The following is a 25,219-nucleotide window of genomic DNA, read 5'->3' on the forward strand; positions in this document are numbered from 1 at the left end:
CGGACGATCGGCACACCCCACGGAAAGCGGACGCCCATGGCGAACGGCACGGTCCTGCTGGCACTGCGTGAGAACCCCCTGGGCGGCGGCGTCAGCGCCGAGCAGATCCGGCGCATCGGCAAGGAGTTGGAGAACGAGGGCCTGGAGCTGCGGTGGGCGGCCACCGCCGCCGACGCCCGGGCCGCGCTCCGCACGGAGGCGGGCCTGTGCGCCGCCGTCGTCGCCTGGGACCTGCCGGGCGGGGCGGGCGCCCCCGCCGAGGCGGGCGGCGGGGGCGAGGTGCTGCGCCACATCGGGCGCCGCTTCAAGGACCTGCCGGTCTTCCTCGTCATGGCCGACGAGTCCGACCAGGACCTGGAGCGGCTGCCGCTGTGGGTCTCCGAGACCGTCGTCGGCTACATCTGGCCCCTGGAGGACACGCCGTCCTTCATCGCCGGACGCGTCGGCACCGCCGCCCGCAACTACCACCGGGACCTGCTGCCCCCGTTCTTCAAGGCCCTGCGCCGCTTCGACGACGCGCACGAGTACTCCTGGCACACCCCGGCCCACTCCGGCGGCGTCGCCTTCCTCAAGTCCCCCGCGGGGCGGGCGTTCTTCGACTACTACGGCGAGCGCCTCTTCCGCAGCGACCTGTCGATCTCCGTCGGGGAGCTGGGGTCGCTCTTCGAGCACAACGGGCCGATCGGCGAGGCCGAGCGGAACGCCGCCCGCGTCTTCGGCGCCGACCGCACCTATTTCGTCCTGCACGGCGACTCCACCGCGGACCGCATGGTCGGCCACTACAGCGTCACCTCGGACGAGATCGCGCTCGTCGACCGCAACTGCCACAAGTCCGTCCTGCACGGCCTGGTCATCTCCGGGGCACGCCCCGTCTACCTGGTGCCGACCCGGAACGGCTACGGGCTGGCCGGGCCCCTCCCGCCGACCGAGACCGACGCGGCGGCCGTCGCCGCGCGGATCGCCGCGAACCCGCTCGCCGCCGGGGCGCTCTCGCGGGACGCGCAGTACGCGGTGCTGACGAACTCCACGTACGACGGGCTGTGCTACGACACGGTCACGGCCGCCCGCGCCCTCGCCCCGAGCACGCCGCGCCTCCACTTCGACGAGGCCTGGTTCGCGTACGCGCGCTTCCACCCCCTGTACGCGGGCCGGTACGGCATGGCCGTCGGCCCGGACACCTTCCCGGACACCGCCGAAGGGCCGCAGCGGCCCACGGTGTTCGCGACGCAGTCGACCCACAAGCTGCTGGCGGCGCTGTCGCAGTGCGCGATGGTGCACGTGCGGTCGGCGCCGCGGGCGCCCGTCGAACACGAGCGGTTCAACGAGGCGTTCATGATGCACGGGACGACGTCCCCGCTGTACCCGGCGATCGCCTCGCTGGACGTGGCGGCGGCGATGATGGACGGGCCGCAGGGGCAGTGGCTGGTCGACGAGGCGGTGACCGAGGCGATCCGGTTCCGGCAGGCCGTGGTGCGCACCGGCCGGCGGATCGCGGCCGCCGGCGACCGGCCCGCCTGGTTCTTCGGCGTCTGGCAGCCCGACACCGTCACCGACCCGGCGACCGGCGAGCGCCTGCCGTTCGCCGAGGCGCCGGCGGCGCTGCTGAGCCGCGAGCCGGGCTGCTGGCACCTGGAGCCCGGCGCCGCCTGGCACGGCTTCCGCGACCTGACCGAGGGCTACTGCCTGCTCGACCCGGTCAAGGTGACCCTGACCTGCCCGGGCGTCACCGCGACCGGGGAGACGCAGGAGTGGGGCATCCCGGCCCGCATCCTCACCGCGTACCTGGCCGCCCGCGGCATCGTCGTGGAGAAGACGGACAGCTACACCACGCTGGTGCTGTTCTCGATGGGCATCACCAAGGGCAAGTGGGGCACCCTGATGGACGCCCTCATGGACTTCAAGGCCCTCTACGACGCGGACGCGCCGCTCGACCGGGTCCTGCCCGGGCTGGTCGAGCAGTTCCCCCGGCGCTACGCCGGCACCACCCTGCGCGGCCTGTGCACCCGCATGCACGAGCACCTGACGCACGCCGAGCTGATCACCGCCCTGGACACGGCATTCCAGGAGCTGCCCGAGCCGGTCGCCCCGCCCCGCGCGTGCTACCAGCAGCTCATCCGCGGCGGCACCGAGCGGATCCGGCTGGCCGACGCCGCGAACCGGGTGGCGGCGGCCATGGTGACGGTGACGCCGCCCGGCATCCCGGTCCTGATGCCCGGCGAGTCGACCGGCACCGAAACCGGCCCCCTGCTCCGCTACCTCCGCGCCCTGGAATCCTTCGACCGCGCGTTCCCGGGCTTCCACAGCGAGGCCCACGGCGTGACGATCGACCCGGAAACGGGCGACTACCAGATCGAATGCCTCCGCGAACGGGCCTGACCCGCCCCCGCTGAAGGGAGGGCGCCCCGCCGACCGTCCGGCGGGGCGCCCTGCGGCCGCGCGGGCCGACGGCGCGCTACGGGACGTTCGTGGTGGTCTCGCAGGAGAGGGCGACGTCCGAACCGCCCCTGCCGTCGCAGGAGTCGGTCGCCTCGTCGCCGCCGTCCATGACGTCGTTGCCGCCCGTCGCCGCGTCCACGGCCGGGTCGGGGGCGGGGGCGGGGGCGGGGGCCGCGGGCTTCGCCGGGGCGGGGGAGGCCGGGCGGGAGGGCCTGCCCGGGGACGTGGCCGGGGCCGGCGAGGCGCCGTCACCGCGGCCGCGGGCGACGTGGCCCGAAAGGTTGTCGCCGATGATGGTGTCCTTGCCGGTGCCGCCGATGAGGACGTCGTTGCCCTCGCCGGTGGCGGTGCCCTCCGCCGAGGAGTCGCCCGTCAGCTCGTCGTCGCCGGCGCCGCCGTCGAGGACGTCGTTGCCGCCGCCCGAGGCCTTGATGCCGCCGCGGCTGTCGCCGATCACGGCGTCGTTGCCGTCGCCGCCGAACAGCATGTCGTTGCCGCCGCCGGAGGCGCTGGCGCCGAAGGCGATGCTGTCGCCGCCCAGCCGGTCGTCGCCCGGGCCGCCGAACACGATGTCGTTGCCGCCGCCCTCCACGTCCGTCCGGGTGCCGATCAGGTCGCCGCGTACGACGTCGGAGCCCTCGCCGCCGTCCAGCTGGTCGTTGCCGAGGCCGCCGGCCAGGGTGTCGTCGCCGGCGAGGCCGCAGACCAGGTCGTTGCCGCCGAGCCCGTCGATGGTGTCCGCCGCGGCCGAGCCGACGATGACGTCGTCGCCCTCCGTGCCGGTGATCTTCCCGGTTCCGGTGATCGTCGCGGTGCGGCCGAAGCAGGTCGCCTCCTCGGCCGCGTCCGCGGCGACCGCCGGCAGCCCGAGGGAGAGCAGGGCGGCTGCCGCCAGGATCATGGGGGATGTGCGGACGGGCATACGGACCTCCGGTGGTCGCGTGGAAAGCCAACGTCGAACGCCTGTGGACCATAGGTACGCAATGCGGTGGATGCAACGAATAGCCCGGATGTCCGGGCGGAGTCCCTTCGATTGGCCCCCGGCGCGCAGCCGGCGCACAGGGGGCGCATACGGGCGGGCTCAGGCGGCGGTGCCGGCCCCGCGCTCCTCCGTCGCGGCGGTGTCGCGGGCTTCCCGCCGCCGCCGGGCGTCCTCGTCCGTCTCGGAGTCGTACGTCATCAGCGAGGGCAGGAGGGCGGTCAGCGCGGCGACGGCGGCGACGCACAGCAGTCCGCCGCCCCAGAACGCCGAGCGGGTGCCGGTCCAGCCGGCCATGGCGCCGGCGCGGACCTGGCCCAGCTGGGGGCCGACGCTGTACGAGAGGACCTCGATGCCGGCGAGGCGTCCGCGGAGCTCCTCCGGGATGGTCTGGTTCCAGATCGTCGCGCGGCCGAGCCCGCTGAGCATGTCGCCGGCGCCGGCGACGGCGAGGCACAGCAGCACGAGCCAGATGTCCGCCAGCAGCCCCGCGGCGGCGACGGCCGCACCCCACACGGCCGCGCCGCACACGACGAACAGGCCGTGCCGGCGGATCCGGGAGGTCCAGCCGCTGGTCATGCCGAGCACCAGGGAGCCGACCGCACCGGCGGAGTACATCAGGCCGAGCGCCCACACGGCGTCGAGCTCGTCCGCGAGGAAGGGGTAGATCGTGTTGGGGAAGGCGAGGAACATCGCCGCCAGGTCCACGGCGTACGTCCCGAGGAGAACCGGGCGGCTCCACGCGTACCGGGCGCCCTCGGCGATCCCCCGCAGCGAGGGCCGCTCCGCGCCGGGGGACGGCGGGGCGGGCGCCAGCCGGGTGCACAGGAGGACGGACACGGCGAAGCCGACGACGGTCACCGCGTAGGCGGCGGCGTAGCCCGCGTAGGCGACGACGATGCCGGCTGCGGCGGGTCCGGCGATGGCGCCGATCTGGTAGCGGAGGGCGTTGAGCGCGGCGGCCGCGGTCATCTGCCCGTGCGGCACGATCCGCGCCATGAGCGAGTCCAGCGCGGGCCGCTGGAGCCCGGCGAGGGCGGAGACGCCGGCGGCGACGACGTACAGCGGCCACAGCAGCGGCGCGGGCAGCAGGGCGTTGACGAGCAGGATCAGCGCGAGCACGCCCAGCCCGGCCTCGCTGAGCAGGATGAGCCGCCGCCGGTCGAGGGCGTCGGCGAGCGCACCGCCGTAGAGGCCGAAGACGACGAGCGGGACGAGCTCCACCGCGCCCATGGCTCCGACGGCGAGCGGCGAGTCCGTCAGGTGCTTGATCTGCAGCGGCAGCGCGATCATCGCCATGAACGAGGTGAAGAAGGTGATCGCGCCCTGGAAGAACAGGGTGCGGAAGTCCCGGCTGGAGCGCCAGGGGGCGAGGTCGGGCAGGAGCCGGGACAGGAAGGCGGTACTCACAGCCGTTCATCGTGGGTGACGCCCGCAAGCCCCGGCAAAGGGTTTTCGGGGACGGGTCAGGGTGCGGCGGTGCCCCCCAGGTGCTGCCAGAGGAAGGTGAAGGCGAGCGCCTCGTTCGCGGCGGCCTGCTCGTTGTCGGAGGCGCCGCCGTGGCCGCCGCCGGTGTTCTCGTGGAAGAGGACCCGGTGGCCGAGCTCGCGGAGCCGGGCGGCGGCCTTGCGGGCGTGTCCGGGGTGGACGCGGTCGTCGCGGGTCGAGGTCATGAGCAGCACCGGCGGGTAGGGGCGGTCCGCGGCGAGGTGGTGGTACGGGGAGATCTCCTCCAGGTGGGGGCGGTCGGCGGGGTCGTCCGGGTCGCCGTACTCGGCGGTCCAGGAGGCGCCGGCGAGCAGCCGGTGGTAGCGGAGCATGTCCAGCAGGGGGACGCGGGCGACGACGGCACCGAAGAGCTCGGGGTTGCGGACGAGCATGGCGCCCATGAGGAGGCCGCCGTTGCTGGCGCCGGTGATGCCGAGCCGGCTCGGGGTGGTGATGCCGCGGGCGGTGAGGTCGGCGGCGACGGCCGCGAAGTCCTCGAAGGCCCGCACCCGGTCGGCGCCGAGGGCGGCGCGGTGCCAGTCGGGGCCGTATTCGGAGCCGCCGCGGATGTTGGCGACGGCGTACGTGCCGCCGCGGGCGAGCCAGGCGCGCCCGGTGACGGCGTCGTAGCCGGGTGTCTGCTGGTCGCGGAAGCCGCCGTACCCGTACAGCAGGGCGGGCCCGGGCTCCTGCTGCTCCTCGGGGCCGACGACGAAGTACGGGACGGCGGTGCCGTCCGCGGACCGGGCGAAGTACTGCCGCACGGCCAGGCCGGCGGCGTCGAAGCGGGCGGGCGCCTGTTTGAGCACCTCCGACTCGGCGCCGACGTGCCCGTACGTGAGGGTGGACGGCTGGAGGAAGCCGGACACGTCGAGGAAGAACTCGTCGGAGGCGTACGCGTCGGTGTCGGTGATCGCGGCCGACGACAGCGGCGGCACCTCGGCGAGCGGCCGCCGGCTCCACCCGTCCGGCCCGGGGGTGAGGACCTCCAGCCGCGTCGCGACATCGGCCAGGGTGTCCAGCAGCAGGTGCCGGCGGGTCCAGCAGTGCCCGGCGAGGGCGGTCCGCCCGTCGGGCGCGAACAGCACCTGCGGCGTCCGGTCGCCGGCCAGGAAGGCCTCGAAGTCGAAGACGAGCAGCGACCCGGCGGGCTGCCCGAGCCACGGGCTCTTCGGAGTGACGACGAGCCACTCGCGCCACACGTACTTGCCGGCGTCGTCCGGCACGTCGATCCGGACGAGCCGCTCCCCGTCGACCAGGTGGACCTCGTACCGGAAGAAGTCGAAGTACCGGGACACGAAGGACCGCTCGTGGCCGGGTGTCGGGTCGTGCCAGCCGGAGGCGGACACATCGCCGGCCTCCGCTTCGAACACGGTCCGCGCGTCCTCCAGCGGGGTGCCGCGCCGCCAGCGCCGTACGGTGCGCGGGTATCCGGATGCGGTCAGCGAGCCGGGCCCGAGGTCCGTCCCCACGAAGACGGTGTCCTCGTCGATCCAGCCGACCCGCGTCTTGGCCTCGGCGACCTGGAAGCCCCCCTCGACGAACTCCCGTCGCTCCATGTCGAATTCGCGCACCACGACGGCGTCGGAGCCGTCCCGGGAGAGCATCACCAGGGCCCGGCGGTACTCGGGGTACCGTACGGACGCGCCGGCCCACACCCACGCCTCCCCTTCGGCCGCGGCGAGTGCGTCGACATCGAGGAGGATCTCCCAGGCCGGTTCGTCCTTGCGGTACTGCTCCGGGGTCGTGCGCCGCCACACGCCCTTGGCGCGGCCGGCGTCGCGCCAGAAGTTGTACAGGTACTCCCCCCGGCGGACGGTGTAGGGGATGCGCTCGACATCGTCGAGGACCTCCCGCAGCTCGGCCCGCAGGGCCTCGTACCGGGGGTCGGCGGCGAGCACGGCGGCGGTCTCGGCGTTCCGCTCGGCGACCCACGCCAGCGCGGACTCGCCTTCCACGTCTTCCAGCCACAGATGGGGGTCTTCGGTCACCCCACGATTGTGCCGTGCCGGTCAGGCGGTCAGGCGGTCAGGCGGTCAGGCGGTCAGGGGCCGGTCGTCGGCACGCACCGGCGCAGGCAACTCGGTCCGCCCGACCAGATGGCGGTCGACGGCGGCGGCCGCGGCCCGCCCCTCGGCGATCGCCCACACCACGAGGGACTGTCCGCGCCCGGCGTCACCGGCGACGAACACCCCGTCCGCGCCGAGCGCCGCGAACGCGGCGTCCCGGGCGAAGGTGCCGCGCCCGTCCCGCACCAGCCCCAGCTGCCGCTCCAGCCCGCCGCCGCGCTCGGGGCCCGAGAAACCGAGCGCCAGCAGGACCAGTTCGGCCTCGATGGCCTGCTCCGTCCCCGGGACCGGGCTGCGGTCCCGCGGTTCGACCCGCGTCAGGTGCAGGGCGCGTACGCGCCCGCGGGTGTCGCCCTCGAACCGCAGCGTGGCCAGGGCGAACAGCCGCGGGTCGGCCCCCTGCCGCCCCCGGGCCTCCTCGTGCGCATGCGAGATCCGGTAGACCTTCGGGTACACGGGCCACGGCTCGTGACCGGCCCGCCCACTCCCCGGCTCGGGATTGATGTCGATCTGCACGACCGACGAGGCCCCCTGCCGCAGCGCGGTCCCGACGCAGTCTGACCCGGTGTCCCCGCCCCCCACCACGACGACGCGCCGCCCTTCGGCCGTGATCCACGGCTCGGCGGCGTCCCCCTCCCCCACCCGGTTGGCGCACACCAGGTACTCCATCGCCTGGTGCACACCGTCCAGCGCCCTCCCCCCGACGTCCAGCTCCCTGCCCTGCCCGGCCCCGACGGCGACGACGACGGCGTCATGGCGCCGGCGCAGCTCCTCCGCATCCACGGCACCCCCCACATCGCACCCGGCGCGGAAGACGGTCCCCTCCTCCCGCATCTGCGCGATCCGCCGCTCCAGGTGCGACTTCTCCATCTTGAACGCGGGGATGCCGTACCGCAGGAGCCCGCCGATCCGGTCGTCGCGCTCGTAGACGACCACGGTGTGACCCGCCCTCGTCAGCTGCTGCGCCGCGGCGAGCCCGGCAGGCCCGGAACCGACCACCGCGACGCTCCGCCCGCTGTGCCTGCCGGGCGGCGCCGCGCCGACGTACCCGCTGTGCCATGCATGGTCGGCGATGGCCTGCTCGACGTTCTTGATGGTCACCGGGGCGCCCTCGAGCGCCAGCACGCACGCGTCCTCGCAGGGAGCCGGGCAGAGGCGCCCGGTGAACTCGGGGAAGTTGTTGGTGGCGTGGAGCCGCTCCGAGGCCGCCCGCCAGTCCCCGCGGGCGGCGTACGCGTTCCACTCGGGGATCAGGTTCCCCAGCGGACACGCACCGTGGCAGAACGGCACCCCGCAGTCCATGCACCGGTTGGCCTGGGCGGACACGAGGGGCAGCAGCACCTGCCCGGCGTACACCTCGCGCCAGTCCCCGAGCCGCTCCTCAACGGGCCGGGGCGGCACAGGGCTGCGGGCCGTGTGCAGGAATCCGAACGGGTCGGTCATACGCCGCCTCCCCGGGTCCGCGGGCGGGCGTTCAGACCAGGCTACGTCGGCGGGCCCGGCTCCACCCGTCGGAGACGGCACGCGGGCCCGCACCGGGGGCCCGCACCCGGTTTCGTCACTCCACCTCGCGGTGGTAGACACCCGCCAGAGCATCGGCGAAGAGGGTGAACTGCACGCACGCCTCCCCCCCGATCTCGAGCTCCACGGGCTCGGCGGCCACCAGGACGTGGTCGCCGTAGCTGTCGAAATCGCCGGGGCTGTCCGCGACGCCGATGTGGATCGGGGTCTCGTCGGGAAGAGCGGCAAGCACCTCGCGCAGCCGCCCGGCGGTCCATACCTGCGGGTTGTGATCGAACGTCTCAGCCATGCGGGAGACAGTAGGGCCGGCCGGGGCCCCCCACGGCGGCGCCGCGCCGTTTCACCGCGCATCACCGCCCGCGGAACAGCGCTCCCACAGCCCCGCCACGTAGCCGTGCAGCACGTCCTGGGCCTCCCCGGACGTGAGGTGCCCGATCAGGACGTGCACGGTCAGCCCGTCCGCAAGGGCAAGCAGTGCCCGCGCTTCGCGCTCGGGGTCGGCGCCGGGAGCCGCCTCGGCGACGAGCCGCACGAAGTTCCGGCTCAACTCCGCGTAACCTGCCCGCACCACACGGCCCAGCGACTCGGCCACGACGGCCTGCGCAAGGAAGGCGAGCCACACCCGGGCCTCGGCCCGGTGCTCCTCCCGCAACAAGGCGACCTCGGTCGCGGCGTGACCGAGCGCCGTGGCCGCCGACTGGGCCGGGCTCCGTACCAGATTCGCCCGCACCCGCTCACCCACGCGGTCGCCGACGTACCGGAGCGCGAAGAGCAGCATCTCCTCCTTGGTCCGGAAGCACCGCTGCACGGCCCCCATCGAGACCCCTGCCCGCGTCGCCACATCACGCAGGGTGACGCCCTCGAGCCCGCCCTCGCCTGCAAGGCGGCACACGGCCTCCGCGATGAGCCGACGGCGGCTCTCGTGATCAACCTGACGGGGCACGGCGCCCACCTCCCTCCACGGGCCCCCACCTTATTCGATACACCTGCATCGCAACGTGCCCTAGTGTTCCGATGCAAGCGCATCACCACCACGGAAAGAGAGAAGGCCCATGCACGAGGCGATGTGGCAGTTGTCGGCCGGGGCCCAGGCGCAGGCGGTCCGCCAAGGCGAGATCTCAGCCGCGGAACTGCTCCGACACCACCTCGACCGCATCGCGGAGACCAATCCCCGCCTCAACGCGATCACGCAGCTCACCGCGGACCGGGCGCGCGCGGACGCGGCCCGCATCGACGCCCGCCGCGCGGCCGGCGACGAGCTGGGCCCGCTCGCCGGCGTGCCGTTCACGGTCAAGGAAACGACCCCGTTGGCCGGCGCGGCGACCACGCTCGGAGTGCCCCGCTTCCGCGGGATGATCGCCGAAACCGACGCGCCGCCGGTGGCGCGCCTCCGCGCAGCCGGTGCCGTCCCCCTCGGCCACTCCAACCTCCCCACCCTGGTCCTCGCCGGCATGCACACCCGCAGCGAGCTGTACGGGGACACGGTCAACCCGTGGGACCCGGCCCGCACTCCGGGCGGCACCAGCGGCGGTGACGCGGTGGCGGTCGCCTCCGGCATGGCCGCCCTCGGCCTGGGCAACGATTCGGGCGGCTCCCTCCGCATCCCCGCCCAGTTCTGCGGGGTCGCGGCGCTCAAGCCGACGGCGGGCCGCTTCCCGGCAGACCACCGCGTACTCGGCCCCGCCGATCCCGGCCCGGCCTCCCAGGTGCTGGTGACCGACGGCCCGCTGGCCCGCCGCGTGGGCGACCTGCGGCTCGCCTTCGAAGCCCTCGCCGGCACGGACCCGCGTGATCCGCGAGCGGTCCCGGTGCCCGTGCGCGGCGAGCCCCTGCGGCATCCCCTCCGCGTCGCCGTGGTCGCGGACCCCGGCGGGCACGGTGTCCACCCGGACGTCCGCGCGGCCGTGGAAGCCGCAGCCGGCGCCCTGGCCGACGCCGGCTACGCCGTCTCCGAAATCCCGGACGTGCCGCGGCTGGACGAGGCCCTCGACGCCTACAACCGCATCACCCTGGCGGAGTTCGCCCCGGCCTGGCCGGCGGTGAGCGCCCTCCTGGGCGAGGAGGGCAGCCGCTACATCGGGTTCGCCGTGGACCGCACCCCGCCCGCCACGGCCGACGACCTGATCGGCCTCATGGGCACCTGGCTCAACATCCGCCGCTCCTGGGCACGGTTCCTGGACACCTGGCCCCTCCTGCTGGGGCCGTCGTTCACGGAACCGCCCGTGGAACCGGGCCTGGAATCACGCGATGCAGCAAGCCGGGACCGTGTCGCCTCTGCAATGCGCCTGTGCACGGCAACGAGCTTCGCGGGCGTCCCCGCGGTGGCCGTGCCCACCGGTCTGGCCGGCGGCCTGCCCCAGGGCGTACAGATCATCGGCCGCCCCTTCCGCGAGGACCTGTGCCTGGACGCCGCCCAGGCCGTCGAAGACCGCCTGGGCGTCCTCACCCCACCCGCCGCTTCTGCCGGAGACTGATGCCGGCGAGGGGGCGCGCAACCGCCGAAGCGGGAAGGGCAAGCACCCTGACGCGCCCCTCCCTCCAGCCGCCCTCCCCGCCGTTTCCCGGGGCCGGCAACCGGGCCCCGGGTCAGGAACCGCTGGTGTGCAGCAGCCGGTTCGGGGTGCCCGCGGGTACGGCGCCTACGGCGTCGGGGACCGCCTGGCCGAGGAGTGCCGCGCGGACCTGGGCGGGGGTGGCGGACGGGTGGGTGGCCAGGTGGAGGGCTGCCGCGCCGGTAGCGTGGGGGGCGGCCCAGGAGGTCGCCGTGGCGTCGGCGGTGGTGGTGCCCCCGCCGGCGAGCGCCGAGGTGATCTCCTCACCCGGTGCGTACAGGTCCACGCAGGACCCGTGTCCGGAGCCGTGGCTGCCGCCGTCGGTCCAGTGGCGGTCGTTGCGGGTGGAGGCGGCGACGACGATCGCGCCGCGCGCCCCCGCCGGGGAGTGGGCGCAGGCGTCGTCGGCGAAGTTGCCGGCCGACACGACCACGGGAATCCCGGAGGCGATCAGGCGCTCGACCGCGGTGTCCAAGGCGGCGGACCGCTCGGCCAGGTTGAGCGACATGTTGACCACGGCGGGGCGCCGCGCGTTGGCGGCGACCCACTCGACGGCCCGGACGACGGCCGCTTCGGCAGACGGGCCGGCGGACGGGCCGACGTCTTTGCGGGCCCCCGGGCCGCTGCCCTCCTCGCAGGCGATGGCCTGCACGCGGACGAGCTCCGCGCCGGGGGCGACTCCGTATGTCCGGCCCGCGATGATGCCGGCGACGAACGTGCCGTGGCCGAGTCCGCCGCCGTCGTAGCAGTCCCCGGCATCGGGGTCGCCGACGAAGTCGGCGCCGAGGACGGCCCGCCCGCCGAACTCGGCGTGCTTCAGGTCGAGCCCCGTGTCCAGGACGTACACGCGGACCCCGCGGCCGTCGGTGCCCGCCGTGAAGCGACCGTCGAGTGGGCCGGTGCGCTGGTCGAGCCGGTCGAGGTGCCACGGCACCCCCGTACGGGCGGCGGGCGTCGCCGTCGGCGGCGGTGCGGACGTCGGCGCCGAGGGCGTGGGCGGAGCCGCGGGAGGCGAGGAGACGGACGGCGGCACGGCCGGCTCCTCTTCCGGGGAACAGGCCGAGAGACCCGTCACGCCCACCGCCACCGCGACCACCGCTGCGGCCGCCTTCAGCCCTGCCCCGCCGCGCCCGCGTCCCATGCCGGTCCCCTGTCGCCGCTGCTGCCGCCTTGCCTCCGTCGGCGGTGGAGACGTACGGATCGCCTCCCCCGGTTGCGCCCGCGGCGGGCCGGCGCCTCAGCCGCCCGCGCCCTCCGTCCGCACCCGCCCCAGGACCGCCTCGACGTCCAGCCCGGTGGGCAGCGTCCCGTAGGCCCCTCCGTGCTCGCCGCCCAGCCGGGAGGCGCAGAACGCATCGGCCACGGCCCCCGGGGCGTGGCGCTGGAGAAGCGCGCCCTGGAATACGAGGGCCATGGTCTCGGTGAGCTGCCGGGCCCGGTACTCCGCCTCGGCCGGGTCGGCGAGCTGCTTGTGCAGGCCGGCGACGGCGGCGTCCAGGTGCCGGTCGGCGCCGGTCGCGAGCCCGACTTCGGCGAAGAAGGCCTCGACGGTCTCCGGCTGCCGGGCCATCGCCCGCAGCGAGTCCAGCGCTGCGACGTTCCCGGAGCCCTCCCAGATGGAGGACAGCGGCGCCTCACGGTAGAGGCGCGGCATGCCGGAGTCCTCGACGTAGCCGTTCCCGCCGAGGCACTCCAGGGCCTCGGCGGCGTGCCCGGGGGCCCGCTTGCACACCCAGTACTTGGTGACGGCCAGGGCGATCCGGCGCAGTACCGCCTCGTCCGCGTCCCCGCCGGCCACCCGGTCCGTGGCGCCGGCCAGCCGCAGCGCGGCCGCGGTGGCCGCCTCGGATTCGAGCGCCAGGTCGGCGAGGACGTTGCGCATGAGCGGCTGGTCGATCAGCGCCTTGCCGAAGGCCCGCCTGTGGGTGGCGTGGTGGACGGCCCGGATGGTGCCCAGGCGCATGCCGGACGCGCCGCCGAGGACGCAGTCGAGCCGCGTCGTGTTGACCATCTCGATGATGGTGGCGACCCCGCGCCCCTCCTCCCCCACCAGCCACCCGAACGCGTCCTCGTACTCGATCTCCGCCGACGCGTTGGACCGGTTGCCCAGCTTGTCCTTGAGCCGCTGGAGCGCGAGCCGGTTGCGGCTGCCGTCGGGCAGCACGCGCGGCAGCAGGAAGCAGGACAGTCCGCCCGGGGCCTGCGCCAGCGTCAGGAACACGTCGGACATGGGTGCGGACGTGAACCACTTGTGCCCGGTGAGCCGGTACGTGCCGTCCCCGGCCGGGACGGCCGTCGTGGTGTTGGCGCGCACGTCGGAGCCGCCCTGCTTCTCCGTCATCGACATCCCGGCGATCAGCCCGGCCTTGGTGTCGGGCCGGCGCAGGCCGAAGTCGTACGTGCGGGAGCCGAGCAGCGGTTCCAGCCAGGAGGCGAGCGACGGCGTCGTGCGCAGCGCCGGGACGGCGGCGTACGTCATCGACACGGGGCAGGTGTGGCCGGCCTCGACCTGCCCCCACACGATGAACTTGGCGGCGCGTGCGACGTGCGCGCCGGGGCGGTCCTCGGTCCAGGGCGCGGCGTGCAGTCCGTGGGCGACGGCGGTGCGCATCAGCTCGTGCCAGTACGGGTGGAACTCGACCTCGTCGATGCGGTGGCCGTAGCGGTCGTGGGTGCGCAGCACGGGCGGGTTCTCGTTGGCCAGGCGCCCCCATTCGGCGGCCTGTTCGGATCCGGCGAGCACGCCGAGGCGGTGGATCTCGGGCACGGCCCAGTCCGCGCCCTCGCGGGCGACCGCCTCCAGCAGGGCAGGGTCGGCGGCGGCGTCGTAGCCGTGGTGCGGCGGGACCTGGTTGGTGACCTCATGCGTCCGGGGCATCGTGTCCTCCAAGGGCACGCAGGGTGAAGGCGATCAGGGCGGGCACGACGTCGCCGGGAGCCGCGTCCCCGTCGGCGAGCGGCCCGACGAGCGCCTCGGCTATCGCGCCGACGAGGGCGGCGGCGGTCACGTCGGGGTTCTGCGGCGGGAGTTCGCCTGCGGTCACGCCTTCGGCGATGCGGCCGGAGAACACGTCGCGGAACGCCCGCCGGAAGACGAGTCGCTCGGTTTCGACGGCCTGGTCGGCGGGCTCGGCGAGCAGGGCGAACGCCCGCCGCGGCGCCTGGAGCGCCCGGCCGGCGAAGGTCTCGGCGGCGGCGGCGACGCGCTGGGCCGCGGTGCCGGGGCCGTCCGCCGCCGCGGCGACGGCCTCGACCTCGCGTGCGACGAGGGTGCGGAACAGGGCGGCGGCGAGCTCGGACTTGCCGGAGAACGCCTGGTAGACGCTGCCGGTGGAGATGCCCGCCTCGGCGGCGATGGCGGCGACCGAGCAGCCGGTGTAGCCCTCCTGGGACAGCAGGCGGACGGCGGCTTCCAGGACGCGGTCGCGGCGGGCGTCGAGGCGGGCCTGCACGGCCGGGGGGCGACGATAGGGCATGCGAAGAATTGAAGCACTGATTCAGTGCTTCACACCAGACGTCGGCGACGGCGGTCGGGAACGCGTGCCGACGCCGGCCGCAGGACGCAGCGGAGGGCGGCCGAGCCCGCCCTCCGCCCGCCGCTCTATTCGACGACGTCCAGAGCCTCGGCCAGCCCCTCCGGCAGCCGCCCGCCGTGAACCACTCCGAGGCTCTGCGTGGCGCGCGTCAGGGCGACGTACAGGTCGCTCGGTGCGAAATCGGCCGGCTCCACGACCACCACCGAGTCGAACTCCAGCCCCTTGGCCTGCCGCGGCTCCAGCAGCACGACCCTGCGGGTGAGGTCGGGCTCCGCCCCGGCCTGCACCCCGGGCACTCGGTCCGCGATGGCCGCGTGCAGCGCCCGGGGGGCGATCACCGCGAGCCGGCCCTCGACCGGCACGCCCTGCCGCACGGCCTCTTCCACGTGTTCGGCCAAGCCCGCGGCCCCGCTGCCCCCGCCCCCGCCGGCGCGCCGCAGCCAGGGCCGGCGCCCGGTGGACCGCACCGACCGCGGCGGCTCGAAGCCGGGGTGGCGGGCCCGCAGGACGGCAGCGGCGACGTCCATGATCTCGGCCGGCGTGCGGTAGTTGACGCCGAGCCGGACCAGCTCCCACCGGTCGCCCACGTACGGCTTCAGCAGCTCCGCCCACGAGCCGCAGCCGGCCTCCTCCGCGGTCTGCGCGGGGTCGCCGACCAGGGTCATGGAGCGGGTCGGGCAGCGGCGCATCAGCAGCCGCCACGCCATCGCGGACAGCTCCTGCGCCTCGTCCACGATGACGTGGCCGAAGGCCCAGGTGCGGTCGGCGGCGGCCCGTTCGGCGGTGCTGCGGTGGTCGGCCTCCTCGTGCCGCTCGGCCATGCGTTCGGCGTCGATGATGTCGTGGGCGGCGAGGTACTCGTTCTCCATGTCCTCGAACTCGTACGACTCCGACCCGGCCGACAGGTCCAGCACGCCCTGCGCGTAGTCGATCCGCTCCTGCCGGGCGCGCTCCTGCGCGGCACGCCGGGCGCTGTCGTCGACGCCGAGGAGTTCGGCGGCCTCGTCGAGGAGGGGGATGTCGGCGGGCGTCCAGTCGCCGGGGCCGGTGACGGTCCGCCGGATCAGCGCCGCCTCCTCCTCCGGCAGGTACGTCGGGTCGGCGAGGAAGTCGGCGACGAGGGAGTGCGGGGTGAGCGGCGGCCACAGGGTGTCGATCGCGGCGTGCACCTCCGCGCTGGTGGCGATCTCCTTGCCGAGCTGGGCGATGTCGTCGGCGCCGAGGAGGTTGGGGCCGCCGAACGGGTCGGCGCCGAGCCGGTCGGCGAGCTGGTCGGTCAGGGAGTCGATGACGGAGAACGCGAAGTAGGGGCGCGCCAGGTTGTGCGGCAGGCCCGTGGACCGGGCGCGGTCGCGGGCGGCGTGGGCCATGGTGCGGTCGAGCAGCAGGGTGCCGTATTCGTCGTGGTCGATCTCCAGGGCCGGCTCGGGGATGAGGTCGTTGTCCTCGCCGCTTCCGGCGGGCAGCGTCTCGGGGAGGGTCTGGCGGTCGGCGACGACGCGGGCGAGGACGTCGGCCATCCCGGCGCGGCCCTTGATCTCGGCGGCGGCCGGGCTGTCGGTGCCGGCCGCCTTCGCCCCGGGGAAGAGCTCGCCGATGGTGGCGAGGAGCACGCCGGTCTCGCCCAGGGCCGGGAGCACCTCGCCGATGTAGCCGAGGAAGGCGGGGTTGGGGCCGACGATCAGGACGCCGCGCTTGGCGAGCAGCTCGCGCCGGGCGTACAGCAGGTAGGCGGCGCGGTGCAGGGCGACGGCCGTCTTGCCGGTGCCGGGGCCGCCCTCCACGACCAGGACGCCCTGGTGGGGGGAGCGGATGATGCGGTCCTGCTCGGCCTGGATGGTCTCGACGATGTCGTGCATGCGGCCGGTGCGGGCCGCGTCCAGGGCGGCGAGCAGCACGGCGTCGGCGTCCGCGCCTTCGAGGCCGGTGCGCTCGGGGTCGGCGAGGTCGAGGATCTCGTCGTGGAGGGCGGTGACCTCGCGCTCGCGGGTGGTGATGTGGCGGCGGCGGCGCAGGCCCATCGGGTGGTGGCCGGTGGCGAGGTAGAAGGGGCGTGCGACGTCGGCCCGCCAGTCCAGGACGAGGGGGGTTCGGTCGGCGTCGTCCTGCCGGATGCCGATACGGCCGATGTGGTGGTCGCGGCCGTCGGAGAACTCGAGCCGGCCGAAGCAGAGGCCGTTCTCCCCGGAGTTCAGCGCGGAAAGCAGCCCGGACTGCTCCGCGACCAGGACGTCGCGCTCCAGACGTGCCTGGAAACCGTTGCCCGCACCTTTGGCGAGGGCCTCACGCACGGCGCGTTCGGCCTGGTCGCGCAGGTCGTCGAGGCGCGCATAGAGCCCGTCGACGAATTGCTGCTCTTTCCGGAATTCCGTGGTTGACAATTCCACTCCCGACCCGATATAGTGTCCCCGTAAGGCTGCTCCGTGCCCGTCTCGAAAAACAGGCGCGAAGGATTCAATATATCGCTCCTACTCCCTCGGAAGCCAAACGCTCCGGGGTTTTTTCATTTTCCCCCGCGGACCGTCGCGGGTCACCCGGACGGCCCACTCGTCGAGGCCTTGTGGGCGATGCCCTGCTGTGGTGGACCCAGGAGCAGTCCACCCGACGGGGAGGCCACATGTACGAGATGCACCTCGGCGAGGCGACCAGCGGGCCCGGCCCGGTCTGGCACGTCGTCGCCCGCGACCGGTCCGCCACCCTCTGCGGCCGGCCCCTCCTCCCGGCGGGCGGGAGCGACACGGACCGCCACTGCCTGCCCTGCATGTCGGCCTTCCGCGCCGTCATGACGGGGGAGACCCCATAGGGCTGACCCGGGCCGCGGACCGAACAGGGGTTTGACCGGGCGGTGACCGGTCATACGCATGCACGTCCTCCGCTTCCGGGCGGACGGGAGCCGCCCGTCCGGGCCGGACGGGATGCCCGAGGGAGCCAGCATGCCGGAAGACGACACCGCCACCCGCCGACAGGACCGGGATCTCGACCGGGAGAGAGCCCAGGCCCAAGACCGCAACCCCGACTCCGATCCCGACCCCGAGCAGGCCTACGCCGACGGCAAGTTCCGCGGCAACGGACGCAACGAGACGCGCCAGGAACGGGCCGACCGCCAGTGGCAGGAACTGGTGCAGGAGATACGCGTCGCCCAGACCGGCGTCCAGATCCTCTTCGGCTTCCTGCTGACCGTCGCGTTCACCGCCCACTTCCAGCAGCTGGACGAGCCCGACCGGACCATCTACGTCATCACCGTCGTCCTGGGTTCCCTCGCCACCGGAGCGCTCATCGGCCCGGTTGCCTTCCACCGCATCGTCTCGGGCCGCAGGATCAAGCCCGAGGCGGTGACCTGGGCCTCCCGCCTCACCATGGTGGGCATCGTCCTCCTCCTCGCCACCCTCGTGTCCGCGCTCTCCCTCATCCTGCGCGTCACCACCGGCGACGACCTCGTGCCCTGGCTGGTCGCCGGCGTCCTGCTCTGGTACCTGCTGTGCTGGTTCGCCCTGCCGCTGTGGGTGCGCGGCCGCCACACCAACGGCAAGAACGATCCGGGAAACGGCAAGCGCCCCGGTCAGGCCGGGGGTCAGGTCAAAACCCCGTGAACGGATGATCACCCCTGTGGCACAGTGGCCGGTCGTGCCACGGCCCCGCCGCGGCACGGAACCGGAACCCGACAGCCGACCGCGGAGGACACGCACATGACCGGCACGACCAGGGTGGCCATCGCCACTTCGGCCTTGGGCCTGGCCCACGACTCGGATCTGTCCGTGCTGCTGGAGGCGCTGCGCGCCCGCGGCCTGGAAGCGGAGGCGGCGGACTGGAGCGAGCCGGACCACGACTGGTCGCGCCACTCCGCCGTGATCATCAGGTCGACGTGGGACTACGCCCTCCGGTGGCCCGCGTTCCTCGCCTGGGCGGACGCCGTCGAGGCCGCCACCCTGCTGGACAACCCCGCCGACGTGGTCCGCTGGAACACGGACAAGCGCTACCTGCACGACCTCGCCGACCGCGGCGTCCCCGTCGTCCCCACCCGGTTCGCCGCCCCGGGCGAGGACGTACCGCTGCCCGAGGAGGGCCACTTCGTCGTCAAGCCGTCCGTCTCGGCCGGCGCGCAGGACACCGCCCGCTACGCCCCGCACCAGCGCGACCTCGCCGCCGCGCACGCCGCCGCCCTGCACGCCTCCGGGCGCACCGTGATGGTGCAGCCCTACCTGTCCCGGATCGACGAGGGCGAGCGGGCGCTCGTCTTCCTCGGCGGCGAGTTCAGCCATGCGATACGCAAGGGGCCGGTCCTCACCGAGACCGGGCTGGACAACACCCGCGCACCGCACCCCGGCCTTGCTCCGCACCAGCCCACGGCACCCGAACGGGAGCTCGCCCGGGCTGCCCTGGCGGCCGTCCCCGCGGCCCGTCCGCTGCTGTACGCGCGCGTCGACATCGCGACGGCGGACGACGGCCGGCCGGTCGTCATGGAGCTCGAACTCGTCGAGCCGGACCTCTTTCTGGGGCACTCCGCCGACGGCCCGGCCCGCTTGGCGGGCCTCATCCGCGACCGCGCCGCGTCCGCGGCCCGGCCTCGCGTCTGAGCGGCGGAAATGCGCGTGACGGCGATCACGGCCGTCCTGCATGATGGGCGGCCCAACCCCAAGGTCGCCCACGCGTTCGAGTGAGGACATCCCGGTGCAGTCAGCAGCCTCGGTCACCCGCACCACCGGTACGCCGCGGGACGGCGAGCTCGTGGAAACATGTCTGGAGCTGCTGGACCGGGCCCGTCGGCTCCCGCTGGACGACGAGGACCGCCGGCTGCTGGAGAAGGCCGCCGGGGCCTTCCTGCGCGACGGGCGCCAGCGGCGCCGCGCCGCCGACCGCGCGGCCCGGGCGGCGGCCGACGCGCGCCTGCTCGCCGCCACCGCCACGGGCGCCGCGGACCGAACGATGGACGCCCCCCTGCCCACACCCGCCGCCGGGCACGCCCTGACGGTCGGCGCGTACATAGGCGGCCGGCGGCCGCACACGGAAGCGGCACCCCCGCGAACGGCCGCCGACCGCGAGCCGCAACTGCTGCACCGCCCGCAGCGCTGCTACGTGTGCAAGGACCACTACCGCCACGTCCACCACTTCTACCACCGGCTCTGCCCCCGCTGCGCCGAGGACAACCTCGCCCGGCGCACGGCCCGCACCGACCTGGCGGGCCGGCGCGCCCTGCTGACCGGCGGACGCGTGAAGATCGGATTCCAGGCCGCGCTGATGCTCCTGCGCGACGGCGCCGAGTTGACGGTGACGACCCGGTTCCCCCGCGATGCCGTGCGCCGCTTCGCCGCGGCCCCCGGCGCCGCCGGCTGGTGGCACCGGCTGGAGATCGCCGCGCTGGACCTGCGCGACCCCCGTCAGGTCCTGGCCTTCACCGGGCGCCTCCTGGCGCAGGGCCGGCCGCTGGACATCCTGATCAACAACGCCGCCCAGACCCTGCGCCGCTCCCCGCAGGCCTACAGCGCCCTGGCCGCCGCCGAGGACGCCGCCGCCGACCCGGCGCTCCCCGCGGCCCGGATCTGGACCGCCCCCGGGTTCCTCGCCCCCGGCCACCGCGCCGAGCCCCTGCCCTGGTCGAAGGAGCTGCTGGCCGCAACGGGAGCACCCCTCCCCGCGCCGGCGCCCGCGGCGCAGCCGCCGGCGAACGTCGACGAGGCGGGCCTGCTGACCGAGACGGCCGCCGTGAACTCCTGGACGCTGCGCCTGGGCGAGGTGGACCCGGTGGAGATGCTGGAGGTGCAACTGGTCAACAACGTCGCCCCGTTCCTCCTCGCCGACCGCCTGCTGCCGCTGCTGGAGGCCTCCCCGCACCCGCGCCGCTACCTCGTCAACGTCTCGGCGGTGGAAGGCCGGTTCGCCGTCCGCAACAAGACCGGCGACCACCCGCACACCAACATGGCCAAGGCGGCGCTGAACATGCTCACCCGCACCAGCGCCGCAGACCTCGCCGCCCGCGGCATCCACGCGTGCAGCGTCGACACCGGCTGGGTGACCGACGAGAAGCCGCTGCCGGCGCGGGAGCGGCATGCCGCCACGGGCTTCCGCCCGCCGCTGGACATCGTCGACGGCGCGGCCCGGATCTACCACCCCGTGGTGCAGGGGGAGGCCGGCACTCCCCTCCACGGGGTGCTCCTGAAGGACTACCGACACGTCCCCTGGTAACAGCTCCGGCAGAGCCGACCGACGGGCGCGGCGCGGTCAGGCAGGGCCAAGACGGGTCTTATAGCAGCCGGGCCGTGCCCGCAGGGGGTTTTCCGCGAGATTCACCCGTTTGCCCGCGACCGTCTCGGCCTCGATCGAAGTGCGGGTAGATTCGTTGATCGTGACGGATTCCGGGGACCACGGCTTACCCCTTCCCGAGCGCCTCTGCACGGCGCGGACCAGCCACCGCAGCGCCACGGCCCTGCGCGGCGCCCTCGTACGCCCCCGCCCGTGCCCGCGGAGGGCGGCGCACCCGCGTCAGGACGCGTTGAGCACGGAACCGCACACCGCACACGCCGGCACGCGCGGCGCGCCGGCGACAGTTCCGTCGGCCCCTTCGCGCGGCGTGTGCACGGCATCCACGTGCAGGGACAGCACGTGTTCGAAGTGCTGTTGGCGTTGCAGTTCACGGCGGTCCGCAGGGTGCAGCCGGCCGACTCCCCCCGACGACCACGTGGTGAGGGCCGTACCCAGCACGGCGCACACCAGCACACTCCACAAGAACACGTCTGCCACGACGGCTGCCTTCCTCGACTGACTCCGGGCGCTCCCGGAGCGATCCGGGAACACCTCGACATAACGCGGCGGCATATGCAGGGTTGCGCCCTGTCATCCGATTGCCGCCTCGCTCCCCCGCCCCCGGCACCTCCGGTGAACGCTGCGGCCTGGGCGGGAAGGCGCCGAAGGCCCTCGCATGAGCAAGGGGCGCGCGCCCGCCGCCGCGCGCCGTGCTGAGTGGCGCATGCGCATCCTCGGCTTTTTCCGCCCCTTCGCACCACGCGCCACACGCGTCACTCACGTTCTCTGCGGTGTACGTCCGGGCCCCGGTGCGCCGTCGGCCGAACGTGCAGCACAGAAGGGGTGCGGGGCACTCGGCCGGCCACTCCCCGACCGGTGCAGAACCGATAAGAAGACACAGGTCAACGCCCGCTGACACCGGCAGTCCTCACCTAAATGGAGCACAACCCAGTCCGGCGGTCCGCGCGTTGGGTGGACTATGACAACAGCACAGCACCGCGCCATGTACCCGCGCAGCATCGACAGCGACGGCGGCGACGTGCGAACCGGCACCACGAGGGCGGGCTCGTGGACGTACGTCCCGGCGCCCGCCGACGGGGACCCCGACGCCGGCCCGGTCCTGCGGCGGGGCGCGGACGAGGTGGCCCTCCACTACGCGGCCCCCGCGCTGGAAACGCTCCTGGCCACGCTCCGCCGCGTCGAGGTCGCGTGCATGCGGAGGTGGCAGGCCATGGCGCGGCCGGCCGTGCCGGCCACGGCGCCGTTCGACGTATCCGGCCTCGAGTACCCCGGGCAGAGCCACCGTGTTTGAACCGTACGGTCTCCACGACATGACCGCCGCCCCCCACCCGCACCCGGACACGCTGCTGTTCTGGCCCGGGCAGCACCATGAGCGGCACGAACACCACGAGCGCCATGACAGGCACGACCGGCACACCCTCCTCGGCACGCCGACGGCCGAGGGGAGCGTGCCGTGGGACGCGGCGGAGGAGCTGGCCTACCAGCTCCAGGAAGCCTCGGGCGCCCTACAGGCCGAGCCGCTCGACCGGATCGTCTTCGACGAACCGGCCGACCCGGTCGGCCCCGCCGTCGCCGGCCTGGGCGTGGGTGTCGGAGTCGGCGTGGGCATGGGCACGGGCATGGCCTCGTCGGCCACCGGCGAGTGGCCGCACCCGCCGGCCCACACCAGCCACCGCCGGACGACGTCCGGGACCTCGGCCGTGACGCTGCTCCGCACGGGCAGCCTGCTCACCTCCGTGCTGGTCGCGGTGATCGCCGCCGTCGTCAGCCTGTTCAGCGGCATGGCGATCTGCGACGCGCTGCGCCACAGCGCCGGACCGCGGACCGCGCACGACGTGGTGAGCTGGTGGCCCCTGCTGATCTACGGGCCCTGGGTGGTCGCCTCCCTGTCGATCCTGCGGGCCGCCCTGCACCAGCGGCGCGCCATCCACTCCTGGTCGATCGTCCTGCTGTTCTCCACCCTCGCCACCCTGCTGTGCCTGGCCCAGGCGCCGAGAACGCTCGCCGGGCAGGCGGCGGCGACCCTTCCGCCGATCGCCGCACTGGCCTGCTTCCAGCAGCTCGTCCGCCAGATCACGCTCACGCGACCGCCCCGCCAGCCCTCGCCGCGACACCGCAACAGCCGCAGCACCCGCACACCCGCCCCGCTGCCGCAGCAGGCGGCCGTACGGAGCCAGGCGGCCACGGGCCTGCCGGACTTCGCGCTGGCCGACCGTGGCGGCAGCCTGCCGCCCTCCCCGGGACGCAGATTCCGCTACGGGTCCTGACTGCGCGGCGGCACCCCGCTCCCGCGGCGCACGCCGCCCGTCCGACAACCTCCCCCGCGCGACGCGCTCCACGCGCCGGCGCACGTACCGACGCGGCCTGGCGCGGCGCGGCCGGTAACCGGTGGCGACTCCTCGGCACCTCACTCCCTTCCCGGACGGTCGAGGACCGTGATCACGCACTTGTCCGGGAAACGAAGATCGAAAGCGATAGGTCACGGGTTGCCCGCGGTGTCAGTCCTACGGGTCCACCCGCACTGACCAGCCGCGAGGTGCAGCGCCGCCCCCGGCGGCCCGGCGTCGGCCACCGACGCTCCCGCGAAACGCCCCGCACCGGTCCGCCCCTTCGGCGGACCGGGCGTGCGCCGGGCGCCGCCGAGCCCTGCGCGCACACCACCCTCCGCGAAACGAAAGGACACCACCATGGCCTACGAACTCACCCGCGCCGAGCGGATCCAGTACCGGCAGCGCCAGGACGAGGCGTTCCGGGCCGGCGAGGCGGCCGCCGCGAACCTCCGGGCCGCCCTGGCGCTCGCCGGCATCGTCCTCCCTTCCCTGGGCAACGACGGGCCGGTGGGCTGCCGGGGCATCGTCCGGCTCGGCGGGTGCAGTACGGCCGTGGCAGACAGGCTCGCCGAGGTCATCACGGCCGGCGCCCGTGCCCGTGCCGGGCACGACGTGCAGGTCTGAGCGCCGCCGCGGCCCTTCCGTCCCCTCCGGCCCCGGCGCCCCGCGCCGCGGTCGGCCATCCCCCTACGTTCGGAGCATGCGCATGGACGCCTGGAAGTCCCTCCACCGCCCGAAGGCCCCGCGGGCCTCACTCGACCCCTACCGCTTCCCCGGTCTGCGCGGCCTCGCCACCGACGCGGAACCGGCCGGCACGGAGCCGGAGGACCCGCTCCCCCGTACCGCCCGGTCCTCCGACTCCCTCACCTCCGCCGACCGGCGGCGCCTGGACCTGCATGCGTGCCTCACGGTGGCGGGCGTCCCGCCTGCCGCCGAGGACCTGCACGCCATCACCGTGCTCTCGGCGGCCGACGACGCCACCTACACGGCCGTCCGGCGGTGGATCACGAACACCTGGTGAGCCGGAGCAGCACCGGACCCGCACCGCCGGGCGGCGTCAGAAGCGGATGTCGGCGGCGACGGGCAGGTGGTCGCTCCCGGTCGGCGCGAGTGTCCGGATCCGGGTGACCTCGGCCCCGCGCGCCAGGACGTGGTCGATACGGGCCGCCGGCAGCGCCGCCGGCCAGCTGAACGCGAAGTCGCGTGCCGGCCGCCCCGTCCTCCGCACGACCGGTGCGAGCCCCCGGTCGTCGACGGTGGCGTTGAGGTCGCCGAGCAGCACCACCCTGTCCAGCGGCTCGGCGGCCAGCGCCCGCCCCAGCAGGACGGCGCTCTCGTCGCGCCGCGCCGCGTCGAACCCGCGGAGCGGGCCGAGCCGCACCGACGGCAGGTGCGCCACGTGGACGGCGACGTCGCCGTGCGGGGTGCGGGCGGTCGCCCGCAGGCCGCGGTTCCAGCCCTCACCCGCTCCGGCGGGCCGGATGTCCACGGGCCGCGGGTCCGCGAGCGGGTACCGCGACCACAGGGCGACGGTGCCGGCGGCCGCGTGGTGCGGGTAGTCCGCGCGCAAGGCCGTGGTGAACACCGGTGCGGCCTCGGGCGTCAGCTCCTCCACGGCGATCAGGTCGGCGCCGGTGCGGGCCAGGGCCCGGGCCGTGCCCGCCGGGTCGGTGTTGTCGTCGGCGACGTTGTGCTGGACGGCCCGCAGGTCGGCGGGCTGCCCGGCACGCGGCAGCAGGAACGCGCCGAATGCGGCCGTCCAGGCGAGGGCCGGCAGCGCGGCCGCGCACAGCGCGGACCGCGACCGGCGCAGCACCGCCCAGCCCGCCAGCAGCGGCACGGAGAGGCCCAGCCACGGCAGGAACGCCTCGACGAGGCTCCCCGGACGCCCCGGCAGGTCCGGCAGGAGGCCCGGGCGCACCAACAGGACGGCCGCCGCCGCGGCGGCAAGCGCCGCGGCCCGGCCCCGGCGCCACGACCAGCGCCCGCCCCCGCCCCGCCACCGGCCCGCTCGCCCCACCCCGGCTCTCCCCCTCGTACTGCGGACGCC

General features: G+C 74.7%; 22 protein-coding genes. 10 read left to right on the top strand and 12 right to left on the bottom strand.

Translation table 11 applies throughout. The features are described 5' to 3' along the window. Positions 1 to 36: 36 nt before the first annotated feature. On the top strand, positions 37 to 2,376 hold the full coding sequence (locus IE170_RS15735) for an Orn/Lys/Arg family decarboxylase (RefSeq protein ID WP_189810005.1): 2,340 nt from the start codon (positions 37 to 39) through the stop codon (positions 2,374 to 2,376). A gap of 76 nt (positions 2,377 to 2,452) precedes the next feature. On the opposite strand, the gene IE170_RS15740 is transcribed toward IE170_RS15735, so the two are convergent. The 6 genes from IE170_RS15740 to IE170_RS15765 all read right to left on the bottom strand — a co-directional run bounded on the left by IE170_RS15740 (position 2,453) and on the right by IE170_RS15765 (position 9,436). Beyond that, positions 2,453 to 3,358 carry a calcium-binding protein gene (locus IE170_RS15740; RefSeq protein WP_189810006.1) on the bottom strand — a complete coding sequence of 302 codons (906 nt, stop codon included), beginning with the start codon at positions 3,356 to 3,358 and terminating at the stop codon, positions 2,453 to 2,455. A gap of 159 nt (positions 3,359 to 3,517) precedes the next feature. Next, the gene (locus IE170_RS15745) at positions 3,518 to 4,825 is read right to left on the bottom strand and encodes an MFS transporter (protein WP_373298998.1); all 1,308 of its coding nucleotides are present in this window, start codon (positions 4,823 to 4,825) and stop codon (positions 3,518 to 3,520) included. A 56-nt stretch (positions 4,826 to 4,881) separates the two neighbouring features. Next, complete coding sequence (locus tag IE170_RS15750) at positions 4,882 to 6,894, bottom strand: prolyl oligopeptidase family serine peptidase (RefSeq protein WP_189810007.1); 2,013 nt, start codon at positions 6,892 to 6,894, stop codon at positions 4,882 to 4,884. A gap of 45 nt (positions 6,895 to 6,939) precedes the next feature. Further along, positions 6,940 to 8,415 (bottom strand): glutamate synthase subunit beta, encoded by a 1,476-nt coding sequence (locus IE170_RS15755; RefSeq protein WP_189810008.1) that lies wholly within the window; start codon positions 8,413 to 8,415, stop codon positions 6,940 to 6,942. Positions 8,416 to 8,530: 115 nt separating this feature from the next. Further along, positions 8,531 to 8,782, bottom strand: a complete 252-nt coding sequence (locus tag IE170_RS15760; protein ID WP_189810009.1) for a DUF6225 family protein — start codon at positions 8,780 to 8,782, stop codon at positions 8,531 to 8,533. 51 nt (positions 8,783 to 8,833) lie between these two features. Next, entirely contained in the window at positions 8,834 to 9,436 is a 603-nt protein-coding gene (locus tag IE170_RS15765) for a TetR/AcrR family transcriptional regulator (protein ID WP_189810010.1), read from the bottom strand. Between the two features lie 109 nt (positions 9,437 to 9,545). On the opposite strand from IE170_RS15765, the gene IE170_RS15770 reads away from it, so the two are divergent. Then, a complete protein-coding gene (locus IE170_RS15770; RefSeq protein ID WP_189810011.1) occupies positions 9,546 to 10,967 on the top strand; it encodes an amidase in 1,422 nt (473 codons plus the stop codon). Between the two features lie 112 nt (positions 10,968 to 11,079). On the opposite strand, the gene IE170_RS15775 is transcribed toward IE170_RS15770, so the two are convergent. The 4 genes from IE170_RS15775 to IE170_RS15790 all read right to left on the bottom strand — a co-directional run bounded on the left by IE170_RS15775 (position 11,080) and on the right by IE170_RS15790 (position 16,962). Continuing rightward, positions 11,080 to 12,186, bottom strand: coding sequence for a S8 family peptidase (locus tag IE170_RS15775; RefSeq protein WP_189810012.1), 1,107 nt, complete (start codon positions 12,184 to 12,186; stop codon positions 11,080 to 11,082). Positions 12,187 to 12,282: 96 nt separating this feature from the next. Beyond that, the gene (locus IE170_RS15780; protein WP_189810013.1) at positions 12,283 to 13,923 is read right to left on the bottom strand and encodes an isovaleryl-CoA dehydrogenase; all 1,641 of its coding nucleotides are present in this window, start codon (positions 13,921 to 13,923) and stop codon (positions 12,283 to 12,285) included. Beyond that, positions 13,907 to 14,521, bottom strand: a complete 615-nt coding sequence (locus tag IE170_RS15785) for a TetR/AcrR family transcriptional regulator (RefSeq protein ID WP_189810014.1) — start codon at positions 14,519 to 14,521, stop codon at positions 13,907 to 13,909. The genes IE170_RS15780 and IE170_RS15785 overlap by 17 nt, the downstream gene beginning before the upstream one ends. A gap of 125 nt (positions 14,522 to 14,646) precedes the next feature. After that, positions 14,647 to 16,962 carry a HelD family protein gene (locus IE170_RS15790; protein ID WP_189810015.1) on the bottom strand — a complete coding sequence of 772 codons (2,316 nt, stop codon included), beginning with the start codon at positions 16,960 to 16,962 and terminating at the stop codon, positions 14,647 to 14,649. 236 nt (positions 16,963 to 17,198) lie between these two features. On the opposite strand from IE170_RS15790, the gene IE170_RS15795 reads away from it, so the two are divergent. From IE170_RS15795 to IE170_RS15810, 4 genes are all read left to right on the top strand, one after another. Further along, on the top strand, positions 17,199 to 17,384 hold the full coding sequence (locus IE170_RS15795) for a hypothetical protein (protein WP_189810016.1): 186 nt from the start codon (positions 17,199 to 17,201) through the stop codon (positions 17,382 to 17,384). Positions 17,385 to 17,514: 130 nt separating this feature from the next. Continuing rightward, the gene (locus IE170_RS15800) at positions 17,515 to 18,171 is read left to right on the top strand and encodes a DUF6328 family protein (RefSeq protein WP_223856117.1); all 657 of its coding nucleotides are present in this window, start codon (positions 17,515 to 17,517) and stop codon (positions 18,169 to 18,171) included. A 96-nt stretch (positions 18,172 to 18,267) separates the two neighbouring features. Then, the gene (locus IE170_RS15805; RefSeq protein ID WP_189810017.1) at positions 18,268 to 19,155 is read left to right on the top strand and encodes an ATP-grasp domain-containing protein; all 888 of its coding nucleotides are present in this window, start codon (positions 18,268 to 18,270) and stop codon (positions 19,153 to 19,155) included. 43 nt (positions 19,156 to 19,198) lie between these two features. Then, a complete protein-coding gene (locus IE170_RS15810; protein WP_189810142.1) occupies positions 19,199 to 20,761 on the top strand; it encodes an SDR family NAD(P)-dependent oxidoreductase in 1,563 nt (520 codons plus the stop codon). Positions 20,762 to 21,058: 297 nt separating this feature from the next. Here the strand turns inward: IE170_RS15810 and IE170_RS15815 are convergent, their stop codons facing one another. Further along, the gene (locus tag IE170_RS15815; protein WP_189810018.1) at positions 21,059 to 21,316 is read right to left on the bottom strand and encodes a hypothetical protein; all 258 of its coding nucleotides are present in this window, start codon (positions 21,314 to 21,316) and stop codon (positions 21,059 to 21,061) included. Between the two features lie 481 nt (positions 21,317 to 21,797). Between IE170_RS15815 and IE170_RS15820 the strand changes: the two genes are divergently transcribed. The 4 genes from IE170_RS15820 to IE170_RS15835 all read left to right on the top strand — a co-directional run bounded on the left by IE170_RS15820 (position 21,798) and on the right by IE170_RS15835 (position 24,190). Then, the gene (locus tag IE170_RS15820; RefSeq protein ID WP_189810019.1) at positions 21,798 to 22,130 is read left to right on the top strand and encodes a hypothetical protein; all 333 of its coding nucleotides are present in this window, start codon (positions 21,798 to 21,800) and stop codon (positions 22,128 to 22,130) included. A gap of 19 nt (positions 22,131 to 22,149) precedes the next feature. Further along, entirely contained in the window at positions 22,150 to 23,106 is a 957-nt protein-coding gene (locus tag IE170_RS15825; RefSeq protein WP_189810020.1) for a hypothetical protein, read from the top strand. A gap of 420 nt (positions 23,107 to 23,526) precedes the next feature. Then, a complete protein-coding gene (locus IE170_RS15830) occupies positions 23,527 to 23,793 on the top strand; it encodes a hypothetical protein (protein ID WP_223856116.1) in 267 nt (88 codons plus the stop codon). A gap of 76 nt (positions 23,794 to 23,869) precedes the next feature. Further along, positions 23,870 to 24,190, top strand: coding sequence for a hypothetical protein (locus IE170_RS15835; RefSeq protein ID WP_189810021.1), 321 nt, complete (start codon positions 23,870 to 23,872; stop codon positions 24,188 to 24,190). A gap of 36 nt (positions 24,191 to 24,226) precedes the next feature. Here IE170_RS15835 and IE170_RS15840 read toward each other — a convergent pair whose 3' ends face one another. After that, a complete protein-coding gene (locus IE170_RS15840) occupies positions 24,227 to 25,189 on the bottom strand; it encodes an endonuclease/exonuclease/phosphatase family protein (protein WP_189810022.1) in 963 nt (320 codons plus the stop codon). Positions 25,190 to 25,219 lie beyond the last annotated feature (30 nt).

This window comes from Streptomyces toxytricini (genome assembly GCF_014649915.1).
GTDB classification, from domain to species: Bacteria; Actinomycetota; Actinomycetes; order Streptomycetales; family Streptomycetaceae; genus Streptomyces; species Streptomyces toxytricini.